The organism is Flavobacterium sp. xlx-214 (assembly GCF_013874595.1).
Taxonomy (GTDB): domain Bacteria; phylum Bacteroidota; class Bacteroidia; order Flavobacteriales; family Flavobacteriaceae; genus Flavobacterium.
Genome location: NZ_CP059431.1, coordinates 1559663 through 1581634, shown reverse-complemented (window position 1 = coordinate 1581634; position 21972 = coordinate 1559663). Strand labels below are relative to the sequence as shown.

Here is a 21972-nt window from a genome sequence, read left to right as displayed (position 1 = left end):
AATTATTCTCCGTATACTTCTTTAACGAAATCTTTGTATGTAACTTCTTTTGTTTTTGCACTTACTTTATCAGCAAATAATTGCATCATTTTTTCGTTCATTAATTGCTCAGAAATACGTTTTACTTCTTCTTGGTTTGATAAAACGCGAGAAACAATATTTGTTACATCTTCTTCTGAAGGCTCTAATTGACCAAATTGTGCCATTTGATCTTTGATTAAACCTGAAGTATAGTCTTTAATTTCATCGAATTTAATTTGCAAATCATTTTCTGTAATGATTTTTCCTTCGATTAATTGGTAACGTAAACCGCTTTCAGATTTTGTGTATTCTTCTTCAGCTTGTGCAGCAGTTAATTCAGTTTCGCCAGCTGTTTGTAACCATTTTACTAAAAATTCTTTAGGTAAATCAAACTTTGTATTTTCAACTAAAGCTTCAACTGTATCGTTCATGAATTTTTGATCTGCTTGTTGCGCAAATTGCTTTTCAGCATCTTCTTTAATACGACCTTTTAATTCGTCTTCAGAAGTTACTTTACCTTCTCCAAACAATTTATCAAAAAACTCTTGGTTTAATTCTGCTTTTTCTTGTGTAGAAACTTCTTCAATTGTAAAAGTTACTTCAACATCTAAACCATGTGCTTTATCGTGATCAACTTTTAAAACGTCCATTAACTTATGCTCGTCTTCAAATAAACCTTTAGTAGAAATTGCAACTACATCGCCTACTTTTTTACCAATAAATTTCTTTTGGTTTGTTTTAGTACGGATATCGCTAATATTGAACGTTGTTTCGTTTTCAATACCTTCTTCTTCGTTTGCAACTTTTACACGGATATCATCACCTTCTTCTGATTTTTCTTTAGAAACTAATTTACCGTATTGTTTTTGAATATACTCAACTTGCTCGTTGATCATATCTTCATCAGCAACAATTTGATATTTGGTAACATTTTTACCTGCTTTTAAATCTACATTAAATTCAGGTGCTAAACCTAATTCAAAATCAAAGCTTAATGTATCCGCATTCCAATCGATATCTTTAGCAACAGGAAGTGGATTTCCTAAAATATCAATCTTCTCCTCGTTTAAATAGTTATTTAAACTATCTTGCAATAATTTATTAACCTCATCTAACATAACAGCTTGGCCGTATTGTTTTTTTACTAATGCCATTGGCACCTGACCTTTTCTAAAACCAGGAATGTTAGCATTTTTTCTGTAATCTTTAAGAGCGTTTTCTACATTCCCTTCAAAATCAGCTTTTGCTACGTTAACTGTAATAATTGCATTAAGCGCATCTACATTATTTCTTGTGATATTCATTGTAAATTTTGTTTTTGTAACTAAAATTGGCTTGCAAAAATACATTATTTTTACAAGCCAATCAAATTTTTAAATAACTGTTACTTAATTATTAGTAAAATTATTCATCATCTGTCATTAAACCACCAACTATTGATTGTACTATTGATAAAACCAAACTAAATAACAAGGCATACCAAAAGCCATCTACATGGAATTTTGATCCCATTAAATAACTACATAACATAATTATTAAGGCGTTTATTACAAATAAAAACAATCCTAAAGTTAATATTGTAATAGGTATTGATATTATTTGCAGTATTGGTTTAACTAAAAAGTTTAAAATTGCTAATACAATAACTACAATGATGGATGACATAAACCCATCAACAGTTACACCGGGTAAAAAATTGGCCAATAAATATACGATAACGGCCGTTACGATTAGATTTACAATAATTCTCATAGCTTATAATTTTAATTATTTGTTGCTTTAATAGTAACTCCTGGATAATTTCCTGGTACCAATAATGGTAAATTTGCTTTGTAATGTTCGTTAATTTTCTTGATAACTTCATTCGCAATAAAAGCATAACCACGTGGATTAGGATGTACACCGTCTAAAGAAAACATTACTTTGTTGATGTTTTTTCCGTTGAAATAATCTGCTGTATACCATTGTCCGTCTGCAACGCGAATACCTGTTACCAAATATTTCATAGTAGCATTCATGTCAAGGACAGCTAAGTTTTTAGATCCTGCAACAGACCAAATAATATCATTAAACTTTTAAAAAAAGTTAGATGACTGACAACTGATTGCTGATGCCTGCCCGCTTACTTCACTTCTTTGAGTGCTTTATAAAGGTTATCTAAAAATAATTGTTGTTCTTTGCTTTCTTTAAAATACCGTTGATTGTTTACGCCACAACTTTCTACATCTGTAATATTTTCTTTATTAAAACTCCAATCTTCTATATTGGTTACATCAATACCTAATTGATTATCCTCACTTTTCCATAAAGTAGAAAACTTGGTGATTTTATCATCGGTTAAATGATTAAAATCTGCATAAACTGTATATCCTCTCATATCAGAATTAAAGAATTTCACAATCATAGATACAGGAACACCACCCCATTCTACCAGACTTTCTTCAGGAAAAGCAATCATTGTAAGCTTTTTTTCATTCATTAGTTCATCTTGCTGTCCTTCTTTAAAAAAATGCTCTTCGTACACTAATTTTGTTCCTTTAGGTACCAAAATATTCTTTACCATTGTAGGCTTGGTTGTAATATAATACGGATAGTCGGGACCGCGCCCTCCTGTTGGGTTGCCCATACCACTTAAAGCACTAAGTACTACATTTATGCCTATTACTATTAAAATAATAACGGTTAGTGCTATAAAAATAATGTAATATGTTTTTTTCATTTTTAGCGTTGTATTTTGTACTAATGTAGTAAGAATATAGAGGAAAGCTGAATGCTTTGAATTATCTTTTCTTTTTATCATTAAAAAAATTACATTTGCTCAACTACAAACAATCGTTATTTTGTAATAGAAGTCTAAGAAGATATGTACAATAAACTGTTTATTTTCCTGTTTTTTCTGTTTTGCCATGTTGCATTCTGTCAAAATAATGTAGATGCCAAAAAGCAACAAATTTTCAACTCTTTAGATAAAAAGATTTTAACCAATGCTGCCACTATTTATAGCAATGGTGTTAGCATGCTACAATATGCCCAAACAGATAAAGAAAAAAGTAGAGCTTACCATGTAATGGGTGATGGTAAATACAAAGACGGCGATTATTTAACTGCCATAGAAAATCTTGAAAAGGCTAACCAATATGCGTATGCAGCTAAAGCTACCGACATACAAGTTGCCATAAAATCATTATTAGTGTACACGTATAGGTATGCGGGTTTAACAACAGAATCTGACGCTGCTTTAAAAGAAGTTTACAAGCTTTCAAATTTAAACAATGGCACACAACTAAGCCAAGCATTACAAGCTAATGCAACGGCACTTGAAATTGATAAAAAATTCTGCGAAGCCCTTGTATTAAGAAAAAAAGAATTGCTTCTTTATCAAAGTAAAGTTGCTTTTGATAATGAATTCCAAAAAAACAGCATTTTAATTTTTTCAAACATTCATGTTGGCTACCTTAATTTAAAATGCAACAACATTAATGATGCTTTACAAAACATTGAAAAAGCCGATAGTATTTATGCTTTTTTAGGCACTAACAAACCAACGTATTATATAGAACATTATTATTTAGACAAAGCATTAATCTCTTTAATTAACAAGGATTCTATAGCTGCCAAAGATTGGTTTTTAAAATCGTATGAAAGCGTTAAAAAAACCGAAAACAAATTTGCGCTTCAAAAGATTTTAAACGAAATGAAAGAAAGTGGTGTTTTTAATGATCCTACTTCAAAAAATAAAATACTAGAAGAATTGTTATCCATTAACAATTATCAAACCATAAATACAAAAGAAATTACAAAGTATGAAACTGCAAAAAACAATCAAAACTTAAAAGAGCAGCACCATAACAACCTTATTTTATTAATTGGGCTTGGTATTTTGCTTTTAGTACTGTTTCTTATTATTTATTTTTATAAGAAACGAAACAAGTTAATACATGAAAAATACCAAAATATTATAAATGCTATTAACCAAAATAAAGCGATTACTGAAAACAGAGAGATTAAAAATAATCTTGACGATGAAAACACAGAACAACAGCCCAAAGAAGTGATTAAGAATAACGAAACAGAGCATTTAATTCTTAAAAACTTACTTGCGTTTGAAAATGCCAATAAATTTACAACCAAATCTATTTCTGTTTCAAAAATGGCAACGCTACTTAAAACAAATCCTAAATATGTAACGTATATTTTGAAAAAACATCGAAATGCCGATTTTCATACCTACATTAACACTCAAAGAATTAACTATATTATTACGCTTTTACAAAACGATCCTAAAATATTGAATTATAAAATTGCGGTACTTTCTGATATGTGCGGCTACAACACACATAGCCAATTTGCAAGTATCTTTAAAAGCCAAACAGGTATTTCGCCATCACAATTTATTAACGAGGTTAAAAAAAGCCATAAATAAGCAATTGCTTATTTACAGCTTTTTATATAATGGTGTTTTGAACAAGCGTGACGATTGCGCCAGCGTGGAAAACTTTCAATTTCTCCTTTAACAGCTATTTTGGCAAACTGTTATTAGTTGTAGTTTTAATTGTAATACTCCGAAATTTCAATTATTGTTTTCTTATTATCTGTTGAAATTTGAATTCCTTCAGAAATTAAATTATCATCCGGATCCTCATCTTCAAATTCTAAAAATAGTGAAGAGTTGCTTTCAATTATTTCTTTATATTTTCCTTCAGTAAGCTTTTGGCAGTAATTTTCAAATTTAAATTTACACGCTATTTCAGTAATTTTTTTTATCAAAATACTGTCCAATATTTTATTAGGTAAAATGTTGGTTCGTATTTGTACCGAATTTACAAAATGATTACACCCGCCTTTACGTACTATTAAAGTATCGTTATTGTATTTTAAAATTGCTTGCTTATTTTGTTCGTCCCAAACATATTTTTTGAATCCAATTTCATTTAACCATTCTTTTGTTATTTTTTTATAATCATCATCAAATACACAATCAGATTCAGTTTCCGATTCAGTTTTCAGAACGGTATCTGCTTTAATTTTTGTTTCAATAGTACTTTCATGATCTTTCTTCTTTGAACAAGAAAGAGTCAAAATTAATGCGCAAATACTATAAAATACTGTTCTCATATAATTATGACTAACGTTTCAAGGTTTTACAATAACAGCAAAAATTGAAGTGAAAAGTTTCAATTGCAACACGTATTAAAAACCAATTTATTAAATAAATTTATAAAAAAAGGTTTTACAGCATAGATAGCCGAAACTTTTAATTTATCACTTAACCTGCTATTGAGCCAAACCGCCGTTATATGTAGTATTTTTTTAAGCGATTGCTATCTCATTTCCAGAAAAATCATTGAATACTAAATTTCCCGCAATATTTTCAATTTTCCAGTTTACACTTGTAATATTTGATTTGATAGTTTGTACATTCAAGTTTTTAAAATCAATAAAAATTAAATCTGCATTTGGTTCCTTAGTTGAGTTCCATTTTTGTAAATAAATTCCAGAATCAGTTTTGTAGAACCAATCACCATAAATTCCAGTTTCAATATCTTGTATTCTAGGTTCGCTTTTAAAACCCAAGAATATTGGACCCATTCTAATTTCACCAGCGTAAATACTAAATATTTTTAATTCGCTGTTCTCAAAATATATACTATAACTTTCCATAGTTGCTGGCTCATATTCAGGTGAAAATTTTGTTGATGAAAAACAACTTCTAATAATAATATAGAGAGTAATAAATATTGAAAATATTAAAACAAAGGGGTAATATATTATTGTAAAGATTTTTTTCAATTAAGTTTTGTTTAGCATTACAGCTAACATTGTTATCTAGCATAACTAAGATATACAAAAGTTGTATAAAAAGCAAAAAACCGTGTAGTACACGGTTTTTATAGTAGCTTATTATTGCATAGTTACATTTGTACAAGTGTAACGTTTATGCCAATAATGTAGTTTTTATTCTTTTATTCGCTTCCAATCTTTGTCATAAAGAGTTTTCAATTTATCTTTTAAATTACTTGAAAAAACTTCTTTTGGTTTTTCATTCTGATCTAAAATTACTTCAAAAGTAGCAATCTCATCTTTTTCATCAAATGCATTATTTTTATTGCTGTCTTTGTAAGCAGTTAAAATAATTTTATTGTTTGCCTGAATATATTTCCAAGAATGTACACTATAATTACTTGGCGAAAGTTGTCTGAAATTTTTTCCAAATTTATCCGATACAAACAAATATATGGGATCAACTTGATTCAACAGCTTATCTTTATTATAGTCTAACGTTCTTACACTATAAAAAATATGATTTGTTTTCTTTGAAATATTCAATCCTTCTTCACTTCCATACTTATAGTTGTAATCTAGAATTAAAACTTTACTTTCGGTTAAAAGATTGTACTCATTTGTATTACTATTCAAAAATAAAACATTCCAATATCCATTGTAAGGCATTTCTTTATACGTAAAATTTCCTTCCTCGTTTTTATTTTCGCCCATTTCTAACGGAAACATTAAAACACCTGTGGAATCAATTTCAAAAAACTCCTTAGTTTGAATATTCAAATTTTCAATTGTGCTTGGGGTAGCATTAGAACCACTCTCAAATGTACTACCTTCTCTATTCTTATTGCAGGAAACTAGAAAAATTGGAATTACAAAAAACGTTATTAAATATTTCATATGGCTTATTTTGGTATAATTACTAATTGTATAATTTTTTGTAAAACTAAAAATACAAAAGATTTATAAATATAAAAAGCCTTGTAATACATGGCTTTTATAATGGTTTATTATTTTATATGAACGTGGAGATTGCGCCAGCTTGGGGGATAAATATTCCCTTGCTTTCTACTTTACATTTAACTCCGCATTTGTTATTACAATGTTAGCTGTAGCTTTTTAATAACCATCTTCATTGTTTAACTTGTGATATATTGTTTTTTTAGTATTCAAAATTTCATATTCAATTCCAATACTATCATTGTTTTTGGATATAAATTTAGCACTCTGAATATTTGTTTCTTTTTCATTGAGATTAGAGTCCTTAAACATTTCTTGTAAAATTTCAGAATAGTTAGGTCTGCTTATATTTTTTTCTAAAATGCCGAAATATTTTTCATAAATATAAATTCTGGGCAAGGATAGAGCTTGTTGTTTGGTTCTTTCTAATCTAAAATTGTTATTCATCTCTATTTGTTGATAATCACCCTCTTTTGTGAGATAAAAATAAATTCCGAATAATGGTATAGCCATTGGTAGAACGCTTAAGGATAATAAAGCAACTATTGAAAAAAAATAAATTTTTACATATTTTTTCTTCCAAAATATAATGATAAAAAATAGCGTTAAAAAAATCCAAATCCAAGCAATAATTTTATCAGTAAAATATCCAGCTAATTTCCAATCGTTCCAATTCAGAATGATGCTAATTCCAAAAAAAATTGAAAATGAATAGTAAATTAGCTTATAGCTTTTTTTCAACGGCATACTTTGATTAAGTTACAGCTAACGTGCGGCGGCTTTGCGAAGTGCGGGCTAAATATGAGAAAAAGTAATATTTAAACCAGCATTAGCACAAACCATTTTCGTTTGGACTAAATTACTAAAAAAGACCAAACAAAATGGATTTTTGCGGATAAAAAAGACAAAAATATCTATGTTCCATAACCCCGCATTTTGCAAAACCGAGGTTGTACGATGCCGCGACACGTTATTTTGTAGATTCCACACGCTAAAAATCAAAAAGTTCAATGATTACTTCGGTTCTTATGAAAAACAAAATTTTAGCACGCATAATAAAGCTTTGCTATCAAAAACTAGATTACAAAAATTTCTATGATGAGAAATAGTTCTTACAATCTTTTATGAATTTTACAGCGATTAGTTTTCATAAAGTAAGGGCAAATATTCAATCAGAAGTTCTATAGTCAATAAAAGACAAATTGTTTCTCCAATATTAACGCTGGATTGTTAAACTTCACATTGTACATCAAATATTATTTACAAAATTTCTGTAAATTTTTTAAGCGTCAAGAAAGTAAAAAGTGATAAAAAAGACAAATAGTTCTATTGCAAAAAACCTTTGGAGCGGTATCGTACAACATTGTTATTTAGCGAAACTAAATATACAAAAAGCCATGTAATACATAGCTTTTATAATGTTTTTTTGTTTGTTATTTTATATGAACGGGGCGATTGTACCAGCGTGGGTTATATTAGTCGTAGTTTTTATTTAATTAGTCTGAATGATTTACCATCATATTCATATCTTATGTTATTATTCTTAACAATGATGTCGTCGCTTCCTGGTTTTAAAAGTAAAGAATCTGAATCAAAACTAAATATTAATTTATCATTTTCATTTCTAATTTTCAGAATTTCAACAAGATTTGTTTCCATATCATTACTTTCTATATCTATGTTTCCAAGGTACTTAATTTTATTTTTCTCAATTAAAAAAGCTTCCCCTCCAAAAAAATATTCATATGCTAATTGACAAACAATAATGATTCGATCATCAAAACCATTCTTATAAAAATTTGGCTGATAAAGATATACGTCACAAACTCCAAAAGACTTGTATTTAATTTCTTTTTTAGAGTTCACAAATAATAATCTATGTCCATGATCGTTTTCCTTGTCTGGATAACTAATTTTACCATCTATAGATTCATAATAACCCGTTAAAATATAATTATCATTAATTTGAAATGCAGTATTACTAGAAAATCTATTAATTTTTAGGAAAGAACTATCAGGTTTAAATTTTGTAAATTGAATTATCTTTTTCTCATCAGCACTTGCTTTCGTTAGATTAGAAATATTGTTTGATGAATTTATTTCTGTTACTTCACTTTTTTTAGTTTTTCCACAAGATAAAATTAGAAATAACATGATTAGTAAACTTATCCTCATGGTAGTTTGTTAGGTTTTTTTATAAAATTATAGCTAACATCATCTTTAGCGAAACTAAAAATACAAAAGATTTTATAAAAACAAAAAGCCATGTAGTACACGGCTTTTATAATGTTTTTTTTGTTTATTATTTTATATGAGCGTGAAGATTGCGCCAGCGTGGGTATACACAAAAATTATCCTTTTCATACACAATTATTTAAAGGAATTATTGTCCATATAGTGGTTGAACCTATTTATCACATGTCTTTTCGCTAAATGAAATTCCATTTCTATCTTCTAATGACAATATTTGAGAATCCGTAAAAATTGGTTTTTGTCTTACAAACTGTTTAAATCCAGTTGATTTAAAAGTTATTTTACCTTCTTTAAAAACAACTACGTTTGATTATCAGTTATTTATGAGTACATGGTGCAAATTAAGGAACAAAATATGATTATAACTATAGAATAAAGATGCCGTTATCAGCAAATATTACAATAGATTTTAAGTTTTAAATAATAGTTTTTGCCGATGAGAATAAAAGAAATATGAAGTTTATAACTTAAATAAATCTGAAAGCTGCTTGCATTAATTCTTGTTCTGCTCGTGAAATTCCTATTTTATGAGCGATTTCTTTCCATTGTTTTACAGAAGTGAAAACTTCATTCAATATGTTATCCATTTCAGAATGATTTAATCGAAAAAAATCTCCTACGCTCTTAGCTAATTCAAAGTCTAACGCATTGTTGTCCATATCAATATTTAAAGCCAAACCATCTTTATCAATGGAAGGATTTAAATCATAAGCTGGTGATAGCATCCAACCTTCATCTTTCAAAATAAATCCATGATTGCGTAGATGGTCATCTGTATTGGAAACGGTGATATTAAAAACAATTCTTCGCCATAACTGATGTAAATTCTCTTTGATATTACACCCATAATTTTGAATAAATTCTACTATATCTAAATAACTTGTTGGTTGCGTTTTAATCGTTTCTTCATTATTTCCAGTCATCGTCATTGCCGACGAAAAATGAATTCTTTTCTGATTCATTCGATCAAAGCGTTTGGTAAAAAAAGTGTGATAAGTTCCATTCACTTTTTCAATTTTACATTCTGCCATTTCGACTCCTGCATTTATCGCTAATTGGTAGGTTAAATATTCCCAAGCAGCTTTATCAATTGTATCGTTTTTAGAAGGAAATTTTGCAATCCAAAGTTGATTATGGTCATCTAAAATATTAGCTTTGGGTCTTGCACCACCTAAGGAAGAGCCAGGTGCAATTAATACTTTTAGCCATTTATTTATTGCTTCGTTATCCGCATCATTTTCGTAATGAAAAACTGCTTGTTGCAATTCCCGAACCGTTGACCAAGGCGGAGTAGATTTTTCGGAATCATTATCTAAAAAATCTCCGTGAGGATTCAACTTAAATCGAAATGCTCCCATTCTTGTTTCGTCAAAAACTCCCAATAAATAATCAATATCATACAACGTTTTAGGGCTTTCGCCTTTTGTTTTGGCTAACTGAATCTCCCGACGTTTCATCAACGTTCGTCCCCAAGTATCAGGCATACTATCTAAGAAAATTCCGAAATTTTCTTTATTATTAGGAAATTGTTGGCCAGAATAAAATTGAATATCAGGATCAATTAGTCTTTGCTCATTGGTTTTTAACCATTTTTTATCATATTCAAAACTAAAAGCTTTTCGCCCTTTAGCTTGATGTGCAGACAAAATTCCAATTAATGTTGGTTGAGGCAATCCTATCCAGTCCGCATAAACATATATATCTGTTTTGTTTGTTGCCATCTTACAATAAATCTAAATCCTGTAATTTTCTACCTAATTCATCATCGAGTGCTAATTTTAAGAAATCATCTTGTAAGCCTAACACTCTTAAAACATTAAAATAAGCGCCCATTGCCACGCTGCTATCGCCTTTTTCCACTAAATACAAGGTAGAACGAGCAATACCTGCACGCTCGGCAACCTGTATTGCTGTTAATTTTCTACGCTTTCGGGCTAATTTTATGTTCTCGCCCATTTGTTCTAAAAGAGCAGTATGCTTAGGTAATAGAACTTGCTTTTTCATTTTAAATGATTGTTATTTCATACAAACATACATAAAATGACTGAAATAACGAACGTTTTAATCTTAAGTTATCAAATTTTATTTGGTGTAAAATCTATCTATCACTCATTAAACTTCGTAGCTGTATTAGTTTACAAGCTTCAAGTAGTTTATGATATTCAAGTACTGATACACTGCAATCAAAGTCTTTTCCATACGTATCATCAGCCATCGTGGCTAATATTAGATTAAGAAATGATTTACTAACCTTCTCTAAACTATGCTTCTTAAAAATATTTTCGAAAACTAGATATGGATTTTCAATCTCTTTTTTATTTAAAAATTTAATTTCTAACAACAATTTTTCGGATGCTTTATAATCTATAAGATTTCTTTTTTTAAATTCCTCTGGATTTTTAAAAATTTTATACCCTATTTTAAAAATAGATTGAAAAACAATTGCATCATAGATCACCTCTGAAACTCTTCTTTTATCATACATTACATCACTTAAGGAGTACAGACAATAATTATTTAATTGTTGATGAAAATAATCCATACCTGCTTGCTCTTTTAATAAAAGTAAAAGTTCATACGGACATTCTACCTTATCTTTCGTCCAGTAATATGATTCTAAAGTTAACTCACACATTTTCATCATAAATTTCACGATTATAAATTAACCAACAAGCATCTAACAATCTATTGATATTGATAAATGAAATACAAATATCTTCAGATGGACAACTGCCATAACTACCTAAAGTATGTTCCATAATATCTTCTAAATCTAATTCAATTTGTAAAAAGCTTTGTTCATTAAAAACATGTTTAATAATCAGGTATGGATTTAAGTATTGCTCGTAAGTTAATCCCGAAGCATAGGCAGTATACTGGAAGTATAATGTATCATTAGTTTCTCTTTTGTTTTCATATTTATCAATCTTCTTTAAAATTTTAAAACATGCGCGAATTAACGAATTTGTCATAGTGAAAAACTTTAAAGACTCAAAAGGGTTTGTGTAGATTTCATATTTATCATCAAATGCATGTTTTAATAGTTGATTAAAATTTGTCTTTATTTTAGTCATCGATTCTGTTTCAAAAAACACTTGAATTAGTTTATATGGATCTTTAATTTTGTTTCCATGCCAAAGCTCGGCTCTTAGATATAACTTTTCTTTTTTCATGATTTCTAATTTTTAAATTCGTTTGAAGATTGGAGTTGGGAAAATAATGTGGTAACAAACTTATCTATTAAGGCACAGGTGGGATCGTCTAATAGCAATTGTCCTTCTTTTACAACTGTATTTTGAAAACTTTGGGGAAATGTCTTTTCTATTTCTTTTTTATCTTTTACTTTCAACCATAAAATACTGTAATCTGTTCGAGCGGTTTTATCAAACCAAATGGCTTGAATTTCATTAGTACTAATACTTTTTTCTAATTTACAGTTCAGATGATCTGGTAAACGAACTGTTTTACTGAATTTTTTTTCTTGAATACTCATAATTCTATTGTTTTAATTGTTCGTAATCTGTATTTCATTAAATAGCTTTTCGCAAAAACATAATGCCTGAGCAAAAACTTCTTGGTTATTATGAGCACTTACCTGTTCTTTTTGAGGAAGATATATTATAGGTATACTTAACAGTGCTAGTATGTTTCTTACATTGTTTGTAGTTATGCATTTTTGATACACCTCTGGTAAGAAGGCTTTTAACAGTTGCATAAGGTATGTACAGCTAAACATATCGGGTACATAATGCATACGCTGGTATAGCAACGCCAACACTAAATGCTGAAACATGTTCTTTAACAATACTACATGTCCTACTTGGTACACCAAATTGGGCTGTTGAAAAGCTAAAAAGCAAGGTGTAATGTAATTTAGCCGTTCTTGAGAGTAGTTGTTTTTTTGAAGTAAAACATCGGCGTTTCTTTGACTAATAAATACTTTATTGTTATGCACCCAACCTTGCTTTAGGTATATTCTGTTTTTAGATACTAAATAATCGCTTATAAAACCTTGCATGGTTTGTTGGTTCTTTTGTAGCCAATAAGAATTGTGTATTAAACAGCATACTTCTATTTTTCCTTTAAAATGCATTGCCACATGGCGAGCAATAACATCATGTTGCTGTACTTTAACCTTAGTACTTAAAAGCAGTATATTAAAACAACAAGAACCGGGAACCTCTGGGTTACTATTGCTTTTTTTTCCTAATATATATACGGCATCTAACTTTAAGTAATTGGAGAGAAAAAGAGCTAGCTTTTGCAATAAAACAGTATCACTTTCAGGAGCCTCTGCAATAGGCACTTCTAACTTTTGTTGATAAAACACGTTTAGCTTTTTCATAAAATGCGTTTGCAATGCTACTACTCTTTGTATCCACTTATCAAAAGTTAATTCTGGCGACAGTGTAATCAAACAATGAGCATCATTAACAAAATGCGATTTTTTAATTACATCTATACGCTTTAAAGTTCTTGAAAACTGCGGATAGTACTTACTGATTAATTCTCGAAACTGTTGCTCATTAAAATGATAGTGTAGCACCTTTGGCAACAACATATTTTTAAGTACATCTACATGATACGAAAACATATTAAGCAACATTTTATGAGCATTTTCATAATCTTGTTCTGCTGCTAAAGGCTTTACAAAGTTTGTTATAGCTTCTAACACCTTTTCTTGAACTTCTTGAGTATGTTTTTTGAAACGTGCTAGGGCATTTTCTTTTTTTGTAGCGTAATCGTTTTGAAACAAACTGTTCCATCTTTTAGAGTTATCAGCATAAATTACATCTTTGGGGTGCAAATGAAGTTGTAAAAAACTAAAATGAACATATTTTTCTTTACTTAATGTATTACAGGTGTTTATACTAATTAGTGTTTGATACTTTGAAAAAGCGTTTAAGTTGCATACTTCTGCCTGCAAAGCATTCATAACATTTTCATTGGTATCTTTTGCAAGAATCAAGGTTAAAAAGTTTAGTGTACTTTCTTTAACATGTGTATATATTATTAAATGTACCTGTGGATTTTCTATAGCTTTACCAACAAAATTCTTTATAGAGTTAGGTAAATTTTCGGGCAATAATACAATTCTATCACTTTTCATAACTTTTTGATTTACAATTAAACATATCTCAAAATTGCAAAACAGATTTTAGGTACACCACCATAAAACTATGTATTGTACCACCAATACGCGGTAAAATACATTGGTATAAAAAGAGTAGTGAGGTGATGGATGCTTGGTGATAGATGCTTGGTGATAGATGATGGATGTTGGATGATGGGTAATTACATACGGCTGAAATACCTTGTAGTAATTCAAAAAAAGTGTATATTTGAAATACAAAATCTGTGGCATATGGAAACTACCATGAAAAGACATTTAGGGCGTAATATTAGTCGTATAAGAGAAATGAAAGGTATGAAGCAAGAAACCTTAGCAGAGCTTTTGGGTATAAGTCAGCAAAAAATGTCGGTAATTGAAAACACAGAAGAATTAGACGATACCAAATTGGCTCCTATAGCAGCTGCTTTAGAAGTACCAACACAAGCCATTAAAGAATACTCGGATGAACGAATGGTTAATATAATATCTAATAATACATTTCACGAAAGTCCTTTTTACAGTAATACTGTGAATTACCACCCTACCTTTAATCCTTTAGACAAATTGGTAGAGGCTTATGAAGAAAATAAAAAGCTATATGAGCGTTTGCTGGCTGCTGAAAAAGAAAAGCTTGCTTATTTGGAACAACTCCTAAAAAAGTAAGGTATTCATGATATAATTGATTATTAAAAAAAATCGGCTATTCTTTTAAAAGATAGTCGATTTTTCTATTTTTCACTCATTCTCTAGCATGCATTACTCATGCACTATCTATGCCTTTACTATGCTTTATCTATGGAGTATCCTAGTAGTAGCTATTTTAGAATAATTTTCGGTGCCCCTTTTTAGGTAATTCTTTACTTTTTAAATCATTCCTACTCTATTTATATTTTATTCAGAATGGAAATATTGTATGCAAAACAACACTTAAAAGGAACGTTTCTAAATTGCAGTAGTACTATAAAAAACACCTAGTTTATACTTAGTTTTGTTTTTAAACTAAATACCCAACAACTATGGCAACAACAAAATTGACCATTAATGATAATGGATCGGTAAAAATTGAAGGAGATTTTGAAATAGTAGACAAACAAGGCAATGCTTATGGTTTGCAAGGCAGAACGGTTTTATCAATCTGTAGATGTGGATTGTCTAAAAACAAACCTTTTTGCGATGGTGCGCATAAAGGTCATTTTGAGCATAATGCCGTTGCGTTTGATTTACCTCCTAAAAAAGAGTAACAATAAAAGTTACTTAATAACAAAAAAAGACCGTCTGTATTTCTTACAGATGGTCTTTTTTTATTCTAGTCATCAAGCTAAATTAACATGGCTTATGATAAGCTACTAATAATAAGACATAAAAAAGCCCCGAAGATAGTCGAGGCGCTAAATGTTTTCACAACGGAATAATCCTTATTGTGAGTTCCTTTCGGTAACAAATATAGGGATAAAATATTTATATGTTGTTACGGAAACCCTCATTCTTCTCTAAGAATATTATAGTTGTTAATAAAATTATTTTTAAAAATATTTTGATTTATATCTAAAATAGAACTTATAAAACTTATATTTGTCATTATAAAAAAAATAAAGCCATCTCATAATGACTTTATTTAGGGGGTATAGCATAAAGGCTAATGCGTCGGTCTGAAAATTCGTTCATGCGGGTTCGATTCCCGCTACCTCCACCACAAATATAATGATTTATATTATAATATCAAATGTTATATATTGATATAAATCAGTTGTGAGTTCCTGTTCATTTTTGAGAGATTATTTTATAATCTCTCTTTTTTTTATAAAAAATATGGAAAACCGTAATATTACGATTTTTTTTTGATGTAATTTAATACGAAAATTAAAAAAATGGCTAAAAATATACTAGGACTGGATTTGGGAACCAACTCAATTGGTTGGGCTTTTGTAAAAGAAGCTCAGGATAGTACAGAACAATCCTCAATCGAGAAAATTGGTGTTCGTGTCAATCCACTTACAACCGATGAACAAACCAATTTTGAAAAAGGAAAACCTATAACTACCAATGCTGGTCGCACTTTGTCTCGTTCGGCTCGTCGTAATTTACAACGTTTTAAATTGCGTCGTGAGAATTTAATTCAAATTCTGAAAACTCAAAACTGGATTTCTAATGAAAGTATTTTAGCTGAAAATGGTAATAAAACAACTTTTGAAACATTTCGATTACGTGCTTTAGCAGCTGAACAACCCTTAGAATTGCAATATTTAGCTCGTGTACTGTTAATGATTAACAAGAAACGAGGATATAAAAGTTCTCGTAAAGTTAATAATACAGAAGAAGGAACTTTGATTGATGGGATGGATATTGCGAAAAAGTTGTATCACGATAATATTACGCCTGGTCAATTTGTTTTGGATTTATTAAAATCTGGAAAGAAAAAGGTTCCTGATTTTTATCGATCGGATTTACAAGCAGAATTTGATAAAATATGGAATTTTCAAAAATCTTTTTATCCCGAATTATTGACAGATACTTTAAAAGAAGAACTAAACGGAAAAAAAGTTCAAGCAACTTGGGCAGTTTTAAAAGATCCTTTTAATTTGGTGGGAATAAAACGAAATTTGAAACGTGATGAATTAAAGCTAGAAAATTATCAATGGCGAAATGATGCTTTGACAAAGCAAATGAGTTTAGAAGAATTAGCCATCGTTTTGCAAGAAATTAATGGACAATTAACGAGTTCTTCTGGGTATTTAGGTGCAATTTCGGATAGAAGTAAAGAACTATATTTCAATAATCAAACGGTTGGGCAATATCAATATGTTCAATTGCAAAACAATCCACATGCACGATTGAAAAATCAAGTATTTTATCGTCAGGATTATATGGATGAGTTTGAAAAAATTTGGGAGGTCCAAGCCAAAAATCGTGAAGCTGTTTTTACCAATATTTTAAAAGAAGAACTTCGAGACGTCATTATATTTTATCAACGAAAATTAAAATCTCAAAAAGGTTTGATTTCAATTTGTGAGTTTGAACAAAGAGAGATTGTAAAAGATGGTAAAAATAAAACCGTTGGTTTACGTGTTGTTCCGAAATCCTCACCTTTATTTCAAGAATTCAAAATTTGGCAAATTCTCCATAATGTCAAGCTGAAAAATAAAACAACAAAAGAAGTTTTAGCTTTAAATCAAGATGATAAACAATTTTTATTCGATGAATTAAATTTAAAAGGAAATCTATCAGCTGCGGAAGTTTTAAAATTAATAATTGATAAACCAAAAGACTGGGAAATCACTAATTATTCTGAATTGGAAGGAAATCGTACCAATCAGGCACTTTACAATGCTTATTTAACCATTTTGGATAACGAAGGTTATGATGTTCGTGAAGAATTGAAGTTAAAACTGAATAAAGACGATATTACTTTAGCGGATATTGATAAATCGGCTGCTGAAATTAAAGAAATGGTTCGTGCAATTTTTAGTCATTTGGAAATTAAAACTGAAATTTTAGATTTCAATGCAGAGATAGAAGGAAAAGCTTTTGAAGAACAATTATCTTTTCAGTTGTGGCATCTGCTGTACGCGTATGAAGAGGATAATTCACCAACAGGAATGGATACTTTGTATCGATTGTTGGAGGAAAAGTTTGGTTTTAATAAAGAGCAAGCAAAAGTAATTGGAGCAGTTGCTTTTCATAACGATTATGGCAGTTTGAGCTCAAAAGCAATTAGAAAAATCTATCCTTATTTGAAAGAGTTAGAATTTAGTAAAGCTTGTGAATATGTTTCTGCTGAGTTTAATTTACCAAATTATAAACACTCAAAACATTCTTTAACCAAAGAAGAATTAGAAAATCGTGAATTAAAATCTCGTTTAGATATTCTTCCCAAAAATAGTTTGCGCAATCCTGTGGTAGAGAAAATTCTGAATCAAATGGTAAATGTAGTAAATACCTTAATTGATTCAGAAAATGATAAATTAGAGAAAGCAGGAAAAGAAAGGGATTTTCAATTTGACGAAATCCGCATTGAGTTAGCTCGTGAACTAAAAAAGAATGCTAAAGAACGTGAAGAGCTAACAAAAGCTGTTAATCAAGGTAAATTAGAACACGAGAAAATCGTTAAAATTCTTCAATCAGTAGATGGAATCAAGTTTCCTACTCGTAATGATATTATTCGTTATAAATTGTATCAAGAACTAAAAAATAATGGTTACAAAGATTTGTACACCAATCAATATATCGAGCGCAAAGATGTTTTTACTAAGAAATACGATATTGAGCATATTATTCCGCAATCTCGTTTGTTTGACGATAGTTTTTCGAATAAAACATTAGTTCCTCGCCAAATCAATTTAGATAAAGGAAACAAAACAGCCGCTGATTATATTTTTGATACATTCGGACAAGATAAATTAAATGAATTTTTGTTGCGTGTAGAAGCTTTGTTTAATCAAAAAGAAGAAGGGATTTCTAAAGCTAAATACAAAAAACTAACAATGAAAAGTGCCGAAATTGGCGAAGGTTTTATTGAACGTGATTTGCGAGACTCTCAATACATTGCCAAGAAAGCAAAAGAAATTTTGTTTCAAATTACCAAATCGGTGCTTTCTACATCAGGTTCGGTAACAGATCGTTTGCGAGAGGATTGGGATTTGGTTAATGTAATGAAAGAACTGAATTTGGAGAAATATCGTTCAGCAGGATTAACAGAAATGCAAACGACCAAAGATGGAAATCCAAAAGAAGTAATTAAAGATTGGACAAAACGTAACGATCATCGTCATCACGCTATGGATGCTTTAACGGTTGCGTTTACAAAACGTAGTTTTATTCAATATTTAAACAATCTTAATGCGCGTCGAAATGATGAGTATGACAGTATTTCTAATGCTAAAGATAGGAAGTCAATCGATACCAATAGGTTAAAAATTTCTAGTAAAGATGCTTTAGGAATTGAAGAAAAAGAAACGCATAAAGTACACGATAAAAAAGGAAATTATAAACGTGTATTTAATGAGCCAATTCCAAATTTCAGAGAAGTAGCAAAACAACATTTAGAAGGCGTTTTGGTTTCTCATAAAGCGAAGAATAAAGTTGTTACTAGAAATATTAATAAAATAAAAGGAAGCGATAAAGTTCAGATTGCTTTAACGCCTCGTGGACAAATGCATAAGGAAACCGTGTACGGAAAAGTAAAACAATATGCATTTAAAGAAGAGAAAGTATCAGCCAAGTTTGATGAAGCAACAATTGCTATGGTTTCAAATCCTCAATACCGAGCACTTTTATTGCAACGCTTAGTTGAAAATAACAGTGATCCTAAAAAAGCTTTTACGGGTAAAAATACCTTAGCTAAAAATCCAATTTTATTAAAAGATGGAACTGAATTACCTGAAAAGGTAAAATTAATGTGGTTAGAAGATGATTATACCATTCGTAAAGATGTTGGTCCTGATTTAAAAATTGATAAAGTTATTGACGAAGGTGTAAAACGAATTTTACAGACTCGTTTAAATCAATTTAAAGGAGATGCAAAAAAAGCTTTTTCTGATTTGGAACAAAATCCTATTTGGTTGAACGAGGAAAAAGGAATTGCAATAAAACGAGTTACTATTTCTGGAGTTAAAAATGCCGAAGCTCTACATACTAAAAAAGATCATTTAGGAAACGATGTTTTGGATGAAAATGGAAATCAAATTCCAGTTGATTTTGTAAGCACTGGAAACAATCATCATGTAGCTATTTATGAAGATGAAAAAGGCAATTTACAAGAAAAGGTGGTTTCTTTTTATGAAGCTGTAGCTCAAGTAAATGCTGGTTTACCTATTGTAGACAAAGTTTACAATGCACACTTAGGTTGGAAATTTAAATTTACGATGAAACAAAATGAAATGTTTTTGTTTCCATCAGAAGATTTTAATCCAAATGAGATTGATTTATTAGATAGAAAAAATCAAGCTTTAATAAGTAAACATTTATTTAGAGTTCAGAAAATATCTACAAAGAATTATATGTTTACTCATCATTTAGAAACAAAAGCTATTGATGGTGAAATTTTGAAAAATAAAAAATCATTGTTAGGAGTTACTCACTATTTTATTCAATCAACTTCTAATTTAAAAAATATAATAAAAGTCCGCACTAATCATTTGGGAGAAATTATTCATATTGGCGAATATTAAAATGTAAACATATGCTAAAACGTACCATTTACATTGGCAATCCATCTTATTTAAAATTGAAAGACAATCAATTGAAAATAGAAGATGCGACAACTAAAGAAATCAAAGGTTCTGTGCCGATTGAAGATTTAGGTTTTTTGGTGTTGGATCATTATCAAATTACTATTAGTCATCAACTAATTGTGATGTTGCAGCAAAATAATGTGGCAATTATTAGTTGTGATGAAAGTCATATGCCTTTGGGATTGATGTTGCCAATGAGTGGACACGTAGAGCATAGTGAACGATTGAAACATCAAATTAACGTTTCGGAACCTTTGCGAAAGCAATTATGGAAACAAACCGTTGAATCAAAAATTTATCAACAGAAAGAGATATTACGCAAGCAAAATTTACCCTTCGATGCCATGATTACGTATATGAATGATGTAAAATCGGGAGACACCACCAATATGGAAGGAATTGCCGCACAGTATTATTGGAAAACACTTTTTGATGATTTTACAAGAGAACGCAAAGGCGATGCACCCAACAACTTTTTGAATTTTGGATACTCCGTTTTACGAAGTATGGTTGCCAGAGCCTTGGTGAGTTCGGGATTGAATCCAACAATTGGTATTTTTCATCGCAATAAATACAACGCTTATTGCTTGGCTGATGATGTAATGGAACCCTACAGACCTTATATTGACGAGTTGGTTGTTGAATGGATGCAAATACAACAAAGTTACATTTTAGATAAAAGTGCCAAATCGCATTTGTTACAATTAGCTACAAAAGATGTATACATCAACGGGTTACAACGCCCATTAGTGACCGCATTAAGCATTACAACCAGCTCGTTGTGTAAATGCTTCACAGGAGAAAGTAGAGTGATACATTACCCAATGATGGTATGAGTTTTAGTAGGTATAATGCGTATAGAATTATGTGGGTACTTGTTTTTTTTGATTTACCAACCGAAACCAAAAAACAACGCAGCGTTGCCACGCGGTTTCGAAAATCGTTAATTGATGATGGGTTTAATATGTTTCAGTTTTCGATATACTTACGACATTGTCCTAGTAAAGAGAATGCTGAAGTGCATATAAAACGAACAAAGAAAAATTTACCATCTGAAGGAAAAGTAGGCATTTTATGTGTTACTGATAAACAATTTGGACAAATGGAACTATTCTTTGCCAAAAAAGAGACTGATTTACCCAATATACCTCAACAATTAGAATTGTTCTAGAAAAATAAAAATGCTTGATTTGATAAAGCAAGTCAAGCATTTTTTACATTTTTAATTTGAGATTTACACGCTAAACCCCTTTATTTACAAGGGATTATCTGAGGTTGTAATTCTATACTGTAAATCTACAAAAATTTGAAAGGAACTCACAACGGTGATTGCTACATAGTTAGCGGCTGTTGTGTTGTAATTCTATACTGTAAATCTACAAAAATTTGAAAGGAACTCACAACACGGAACGCCTCCAAAAGTAGAGCCTAGAAGTTGTAATTCTATACTGTAAATCTACAAAAATTTGAAAGGAACTCACAACTTACGAGCAGTTTATTGGCTCCGGTTATGAGTTGTAATTCTATACTGTAAATCTACAAAAATTTGAAAGGAACTCACAACTAGTAAAAGAGCTAAACACAAAAAACGAGGGTTGTAATTCTATACTGTAAATC

At 30.0% G+C, this 21972-nt stretch carries 21 protein-coding genes and 1 tRNA gene; 7 read left to right on the top strand and 15 right to left on the bottom strand.

Going from position 1 to position 21972, the window contains the following annotated elements; translation table 11 throughout:
- Positions 1–2 precede the first annotated feature (2 nt).
- From tig to H1R17_RS07365, 4 genes are all read right to left on the bottom strand, one after another.
- Positions 3–1325, bottom strand: coding sequence for a trigger factor (tig, locus tag H1R17_RS07380; RefSeq protein WP_163430166.1), 1323 nt, complete (start codon positions 1323–1325; stop codon positions 3–5).
- Positions 1326–1425: 100 nt separating this feature from the next.
- A complete protein-coding gene (locus H1R17_RS07375) occupies positions 1426–1773 on the bottom strand; it encodes a phage holin family protein (protein WP_163430167.1) in 348 nt (115 codons plus the stop codon).
- A gap of 11 nt (positions 1774–1784) precedes the next feature.
- Positions 1785–2027 (bottom strand): hypothetical protein, encoded by a 243-nt coding sequence (locus H1R17_RS07370; RefSeq protein WP_181729213.1) that lies wholly within the window; start codon positions 2025–2027, stop codon positions 1785–1787.
- 116 nt (positions 2028–2143) lie between these two features.
- Positions 2144–2740, bottom strand: a complete 597-nt coding sequence (locus H1R17_RS07365; protein ID WP_240453299.1) for a hypothetical protein — start codon at positions 2738–2740, stop codon at positions 2144–2146.
- Positions 2741–2884: 144 nt separating this feature from the next.
- Between H1R17_RS07365 and H1R17_RS07360 the strand changes: the two genes are divergently transcribed.
- Positions 2885–4444, top strand: a complete 1560-nt coding sequence (locus H1R17_RS07360; RefSeq protein WP_163430317.1) for an AraC family transcriptional regulator — start codon at positions 2885–2887, stop codon at positions 4442–4444.
- 125 nt (positions 4445–4569) lie between these two features.
- Here H1R17_RS07360 and H1R17_RS07355 read toward each other — a convergent pair whose 3' ends face one another.
- The 11 genes from H1R17_RS07355 to H1R17_RS07305 form a co-directional block, all read right to left on the bottom strand.
- Positions 4570–5136: a hypothetical protein gene (locus H1R17_RS07355; protein WP_163430318.1), complete on the bottom strand. Its 567-nt coding sequence runs from the start codon at positions 5134–5136 to the stop codon at positions 4570–4572.
- Between the two features lie 195 nt (positions 5137–5331).
- Positions 5332–5811 (bottom strand): hypothetical protein, encoded by a 480-nt coding sequence (locus H1R17_RS07350; protein ID WP_163430319.1) that lies wholly within the window; start codon positions 5809–5811, stop codon positions 5332–5334.
- A 165-nt stretch (positions 5812–5976) separates the two neighbouring features.
- Positions 5977–6699 carry a hypothetical protein gene (locus H1R17_RS07345; protein ID WP_163430320.1) on the bottom strand — a complete coding sequence of 241 codons (723 nt, stop codon included), beginning with the start codon at positions 6697–6699 and terminating at the stop codon, positions 5977–5979.
- Positions 6700–6918: 219 nt separating this feature from the next.
- Positions 6919–7506: a hypothetical protein gene (locus H1R17_RS07340; RefSeq protein WP_163430321.1), complete on the bottom strand. Its 588-nt coding sequence runs from the start codon at positions 7504–7506 to the stop codon at positions 6919–6921.
- A 741-nt stretch (positions 7507–8247) separates the two neighbouring features.
- Positions 8248–8913 (bottom strand): hypothetical protein, encoded by a 666-nt coding sequence (locus H1R17_RS07335; RefSeq protein WP_163430322.1) that lies wholly within the window; start codon positions 8911–8913, stop codon positions 8248–8250.
- 566 nt (positions 8914–9479) lie between these two features.
- Entirely contained in the window at positions 9480–10733 is a 1254-nt protein-coding gene (locus H1R17_RS07330) for a type II toxin-antitoxin system HipA family toxin (protein WP_163430323.1), read from the bottom strand.
- A gap of 1 nt (position 10734) precedes the next feature.
- Positions 10735–11016 carry a helix-turn-helix domain-containing protein gene (locus H1R17_RS07325; protein WP_163430324.1) on the bottom strand — a complete coding sequence of 94 codons (282 nt, stop codon included), beginning with the start codon at positions 11014–11016 and terminating at the stop codon, positions 10735–10737.
- A gap of 94 nt (positions 11017–11110) precedes the next feature.
- Complete coding sequence (locus H1R17_RS07320; RefSeq protein WP_240453300.1) at positions 11111–11656, bottom strand: hypothetical protein; 546 nt, start codon at positions 11654–11656, stop codon at positions 11111–11113.
- Positions 11640–12185: a hypothetical protein gene (locus tag H1R17_RS07315; protein ID WP_163430325.1), complete on the bottom strand. Its 546-nt coding sequence runs from the start codon at positions 12183–12185 to the stop codon at positions 11640–11642. Before H1R17_RS07315 ends, H1R17_RS07320 begins: the two co-directional genes overlap by 17 nt.
- Positions 12186–12190: 5 nt before the next feature.
- On the bottom strand, positions 12191–12505 hold the full coding sequence (locus H1R17_RS07310; RefSeq protein WP_163430326.1) for a hypothetical protein: 315 nt from the start codon (positions 12503–12505) through the stop codon (positions 12191–12193).
- Positions 12506–12517: 12 nt separating this feature from the next.
- Positions 12518–14122, bottom strand: coding sequence for a hypothetical protein (locus tag H1R17_RS07305; protein WP_163430327.1), 1605 nt, complete (start codon positions 14120–14122; stop codon positions 12518–12520).
- A 255-nt stretch (positions 14123–14377) separates the two neighbouring features.
- On the opposite strand from H1R17_RS07305, the gene H1R17_RS07300 reads away from it, so the two are divergent.
- From H1R17_RS07300 to cas2, 6 genes are all read left to right on the top strand, one after another.
- Positions 14378–14788: a helix-turn-helix domain-containing protein gene (locus tag H1R17_RS07300; protein ID WP_163430329.1), complete on the top strand. Its 411-nt coding sequence runs from the start codon at positions 14378–14380 to the stop codon at positions 14786–14788.
- Between the two features lie 353 nt (positions 14789–15141).
- Complete coding sequence (locus H1R17_RS07295; RefSeq protein ID WP_163430330.1) at positions 15142–15366, top strand: CDGSH iron-sulfur domain-containing protein; 225 nt, start codon at positions 15142–15144, stop codon at positions 15364–15366.
- A 377-nt stretch (positions 15367–15743) separates the two neighbouring features.
- Positions 15744–15818, top strand: a tRNA-Phe gene (locus tag H1R17_RS07290).
- A gap of 175 nt (positions 15819–15993) precedes the next feature.
- Positions 15994–20292: a type II CRISPR RNA-guided endonuclease Cas9 gene (gene cas9 / locus H1R17_RS07285; RefSeq protein WP_163430331.1), complete on the top strand. Its 4299-nt coding sequence runs from the start codon at positions 15994–15996 to the stop codon at positions 20290–20292.
- A gap of 11 nt (positions 20293–20303) precedes the next feature.
- Positions 20304–21191, top strand: coding sequence for a type II CRISPR-associated endonuclease Cas1 (gene cas1 / locus H1R17_RS07280; protein ID WP_163430332.1), 888 nt, complete (start codon positions 20304–20306; stop codon positions 21189–21191).
- A complete protein-coding gene (gene cas2, locus H1R17_RS07275) occupies positions 21188–21526 on the top strand; it encodes a CRISPR-associated endonuclease Cas2 (protein WP_163430333.1) in 339 nt (112 codons plus the stop codon). Before cas1 ends, cas2 begins: the two co-directional genes overlap by 4 nt.
- Positions 21527–21972: the final 446 nt, after the last annotated feature.

Coding starts and splice junctions, on each gene's coding strand:
- H1R17_RS07295 (WP_163430330.1), top strand. CDS start 15,142: ATGGCAACAACAAAATTGACCATTAATGATAATGGATCGGTAAAAATT.
- H1R17_RS07365 (WP_240453299.1), bottom strand. CDS start 2,740: ATGAAAAAAACATATTACATTATTTTTATAGCACTAACCGTTATTATT.
- H1R17_RS07360 (WP_163430317.1), top strand. CDS start 2,885: ATGTACAATAAACTGTTTATTTTCCTGTTTTTTCTGTTTTGCCATGTT.
- H1R17_RS07320 (WP_240453300.1), bottom strand. CDS start 11,656: ATGATGAAAATGTGTGAGTTAACTTTAGAATCATATTACTGGACGAAA.
- cas9 (WP_163430331.1), top strand. CDS start 15,994: ATGGCTAAAAATATACTAGGACTGGATTTGGGAACCAACTCAATTGGT.
- H1R17_RS07355 (WP_163430318.1), bottom strand. CDS start 5,136: ATGAGAACAGTATTTTATAGTATTTGCGCATTAATTTTGACTCTTTCT.
- H1R17_RS07340 (WP_163430321.1), bottom strand. CDS start 7,506: ATGCCGTTGAAAAAAAGCTATAAGCTAATTTACTATTCATTTTCAATT.
- H1R17_RS07305 (WP_163430327.1), bottom strand. CDS start 14,122: ATGAAAAGTGATAGAATTGTATTATTGCCCGAAAATTTACCTAACTCT.
- cas1 (WP_163430332.1), top strand. CDS start 20,304: ATGCTAAAACGTACCATTTACATTGGCAATCCATCTTATTTAAAATTG.
- H1R17_RS07370 (WP_181729213.1), bottom strand. CDS start 2,027: ATGAAATATTTGGTAACAGGTATTCGCGTTGCAGACGGACAATGGTAT.
- H1R17_RS07375 (WP_163430167.1), bottom strand. CDS start 1,773: ATGAGAATTATTGTAAATCTAATCGTAACGGCCGTTATCGTATATTTA.
- H1R17_RS07310 (WP_163430326.1), bottom strand. CDS start 12,505: ATGAGTATTCAAGAAAAAAAATTCAGTAAAACAGTTCGTTTACCAGAT.
- H1R17_RS07315 (WP_163430325.1), bottom strand. CDS start 12,185: ATGAAAAAAGAAAAGTTATATCTAAGAGCCGAGCTTTGGCATGGAAAC.
- cas2 (WP_163430333.1), top strand. CDS start 21,188: ATGAGTTTTAGTAGGTATAATGCGTATAGAATTATGTGGGTACTTGTT.
- H1R17_RS07330 (WP_163430323.1), bottom strand. CDS start 10,733: ATGGCAACAAACAAAACAGATATATATGTTTATGCGGACTGGATAGGA.
- tig (WP_163430166.1), bottom strand. CDS start 1,325: ATGAATATCACAAGAAATAATGTAGATGCGCTTAATGCAATTATTACA.
- H1R17_RS07345 (WP_163430320.1), bottom strand. CDS start 6,699: ATGAAATATTTAATAACGTTTTTTGTAATTCCAATTTTTCTAGTTTCC.
- H1R17_RS07300 (WP_163430329.1), top strand. CDS start 14,378: ATGGAAACTACCATGAAAAGACATTTAGGGCGTAATATTAGTCGTATA.
- H1R17_RS07335 (WP_163430322.1), bottom strand. CDS start 8,913: ATGTTATTTCTAATTTTATCTTGTGGAAAAACTAAAAAAAGTGAAGTA.
- H1R17_RS07325 (WP_163430324.1), bottom strand. CDS start 11,016: ATGAAAAAGCAAGTTCTATTACCTAAGCATACTGCTCTTTTAGAACAA.